The organism is Streptomyces sp. CAI-85 (assembly GCF_013363615.1).
GTDB lineage: Bacteria > Actinomycetota > Actinomycetes > Streptomycetales > Streptomycetaceae > Streptomyces > Streptomyces antibioticus_B.
Map to the genome: position 1 here is coordinate 1 of NZ_JAANNX010000147.1, position 3198 is coordinate 3198.

Genomic DNA, 3198 nt, shown 5'->3' on the forward strand with positions numbered 1-3198 from the left:
AAGGACTTGCCGTTGATGTTGTCGGCGATGTCGTTCAGCTTGTCGAGGTCGGACAGCACGCCCTTGCCGGCCTCGATGTCGCGCAGCAACTGCACGAGCCAGTAGGTGCCTTCACGGCAGGGGGTGCACTTGCCGCAGGACTCGTGGGCGTAGAACTCGGTCCAGCGGGTGACGGCCCGCACCACGCAGGTCGTCTCGTCGAAGCACTGGAGCGCCTTCGTGCCGAGCATGGAACCCGCGGCGCCCACTCCTTCGTAGTCGAGGGGGACGTCGAGGTGCTCCTCGGTGAACATCGGCGTCGAGGAGCCGCCGGGCGTCCAGAACTTGAGCCGGTGCCCGGGCCGCATGCCGCCGCTCATCTCCAGGAGCTGGCGGAGGGTGATGCCGAGCGGCGCCTCGTACTGTCCGGGGCCCGCGACATGACCGCTGAGCGAATAGAGCGTGAAGCCGGGGGACTTCTCGCTCCCCATCGACCGGAACCACTCTTTGCCGTTGTTGAGGATCGCGGGAACCGAGGCGATCGACTCGACGTTGTTCACCACAGTCGGGCACGCGTAGAGGCCCGCGACGGCAGGGAAGGGAGGACGCAGCCGCGGCTGACCCCGGCGGCCTTCGAGCGAGTCCAGCAGCGCGGTCTCCTCGCCGCAGATGTACGCGCCCGCGCCCGCGTGCACGGTGAGCTGGAGATCGAGCCCGCTGCCGAGGATGTTCTCGCCGAGATAGCCCGCCTCGTACGCCTCGCGGACGGCCTCGTGCAGCCGCCGCAGGACGGGGACCACCTCGCCCCGCAGATAGATGAAGGCGTGCGAGGACCGGATGGCGTAGCACGCGATCACGATGCCCTCGATGAGGCTGTGCGGGTTCGCGAAGAGGAGCGGGATGTCCTTGCAGGTCCCCGGCTCCGATTCGTCGGCGTTGACAACGAGATAGTGCGGCTTTCCATCACCCTGGGGGATGAACTGCCATTTCATTCCCGTCGGGAACCCGGCGCCGCCGCGTCCGCGCAGACCCGAGTCCTTGACGTAGGCGATCAGGTCGTCCGGGGACATGGCGAGCGCCTTGCGGAGTCCCTCGTACCCCTCGTGCCGTCGGTAGACGTCCAGCGACCAGGACCTGTCCTCGTCCCAGAAGGCCGACAGCACGGGTGCGAGCAGCTTCTCGGGGCTGCTGCCTTTCAGCTCGGGTGCCAAGGTCATCACTCCCCCTCCTCGGCGGCGGGCCCTGCCGGGTGGGCTGGGTCGGAGGCCGATGTGTCCTGCGGCGCGTCGTGTGAACTGAGGTGCTCGGCCGGCGACGGCTCGTGCGCCGCCCGCCCCGGCACCTGGTCGTGCGGGCCGGAGTCGTGCGGGCCGCCGTCGCGCGGGTGGACCACGCGCGCGGGTGCGGCCTCTCCCTTGGCCAGGCGAAGGCCCACCAGCGACGCGGGTCCCGCGCTGCCGCTCGCCTCGACGGCGCCGTCCCGCTCGTCGGGGAAGCCCGCCAGGATCCGGGAGGTCTCCTTGAAGGTGCACAGCGGCGCCCCGCGCGTGGGCGACACCGTCCGTCCGGTGCGCAGGTCGTCCACCAGGCGCTTCGCGCTCTGCACGGTCTGGTTGTCGAAGAACTCCCAGTTCACCATCACGACCGGCGCGAAGTCGCAGGCCGCGTTGCACTCGATGTGCTCCAGGGTGATCTTTCCGTCGTCGGTGGTCTCGCCGTTGCCGACGCCCAGGTACTCCTGGAGCCCCTCGAAGATCGCGTCGCCACCCATCACCGCGCAGAGGGTGTTGGTGCAGACACCCACCTGGTAGTCACCGCTCGGCCGGCGCCGGTACATCGTGTAGAAGGTGGCGACGGCGGTGACCTCGGCCGTGGTCAGGTCCAGCACGTCCGCGCAGAACCGCATCCCGGTCCGTGTGACATGGCCCTCCTCCGACTGCACGAGGTGCAGCAGCGGCAGGAGCGCGGAGCGGGAGTCGGGATAGCGGGCGATGATCTCGCGCGCGTCCGCCTCCAGCCGGGCCCGGACGTCGTCCGGGTAGGCGGGCGCGGGCAGTTCGGGCATGCCCAGGCTGACGCCACGCTCGGAAGAAGAGGTGGTCACCGGTCGACGCCTCCCATCACGGGGTCGAGGGACGCGACGGCGACGATGACGTCGGCGACCTGGCCGCCCTCGCACATCGCCGCCATCGCCTGAAGGTTGGTGAAGGACGGGTCGCGGAAGTGGACCCGGTAGGGGCGGGTGCCGCCGTCGGACACGGCGTGCACCCCGAGTTCGCCCTTGGACGACTCGACGGCCGTGTACGCCTGTCCCGGCGGGACCCGGAAGCCCTCGGTGACCAGCTTGAAGTGGTGGATCAGGGCCTCCATGGAGGTGCCCATGATCTTCTTGATGTGGTCGAGGGAGTTGCCGAGACCGTCCGGGCCGAGGGCGAGCTGGGCGGGCCAGGCGATCTTCTTGTCGCCGACCATGACGGGGCCGGGCTGGAGCCGGTCCAGGCACTGCTCGACGATCCGCAGGGATTCGTGCATCTCCGCGACACGGATGAGGAAGCGGCCGTAGGCGTCGCAGGTGTCGGTGGTCGGCACCTCGAAGTCGTACGTCTCGTAGCCGGAGTACGGCTGGCTCTTGCGCAGGTCGTGCGGGAGGCCGGTGGAGCGCAGGACGGGGCCGGTGGCGCCGAGGGCCATGCAGCCGGCCAGGTCGAGATAGCCGATGTCCTGCATCCGGGCCTTGAAGATGGGGTTCCCGGTGGCGAGCTTGTCGTACTCCGGGAGGTTCTTCTTCATCTTCTTCACGAACTCGCGGATGTGGTCGACCGCGCCGGGCGGCAGGTCCTGGGCGAGTCCGCCGGGGCGGATGTAGGCGTGGTTCATCCGCAGGCCGGTGATCAGCTCGTAGATGTCGAGGATCATCTCGCGGTCGCGGAAGCCGTAGATCATGATCGTGGTCGCGCCCAGCTCCATGCCGCCGGTGGCGATGCACACCAGGTGGGAGGAGATCCGGTTCAGCTCCATCAGGAGCACCCGGATGATCTGGGCCCGCTCGGTGATCTGGTCCTCGATGCCGAGGAGCTTCTCTACGGCGAGGCAGTAGCCGGTCTCGTTGAAGAAGGACGTCAGGTAGTCCATGCGCGTCACGAACGTGCTGCCCTGCGTCCACGTGCGGAATTCGAGGTTCTTCTCGATGCCGGTGTGGAGGTAGCCGATGCCGCAGCG

General features: G+C 68.8%; 3 protein-coding genes. All 3 read right to left on the bottom strand.

Going from position 1 to position 3198, the window contains the following annotated elements; genetic code table 11:
• On the bottom strand, nt 1-1199 hold a 1199-nt coding region (nuoF, locus tag G6W55_RS37165; RefSeq protein WP_175525006.1), incomplete at its 3' end, for an NADH-quinone oxidoreductase subunit NuoF.
• Nucleotides 1196-2083, bottom strand: coding sequence for an NADH-quinone oxidoreductase subunit NuoE (nuoE, locus tag G6W55_RS37170; RefSeq protein WP_175525007.1), 888 nt, complete (start codon nt 2081-2083; stop codon nt 1196-1198). The genes nuoF and nuoE, both read right to left, overlap by 4 nt.
• On the bottom strand, nt 2080-3198 hold a 1119-nt coding region (locus G6W55_RS37175; RefSeq protein ID WP_175525008.1), incomplete at its 5' end, for an NADH-quinone oxidoreductase subunit D. The genes nuoE and G6W55_RS37175, both read right to left, overlap by 4 nt.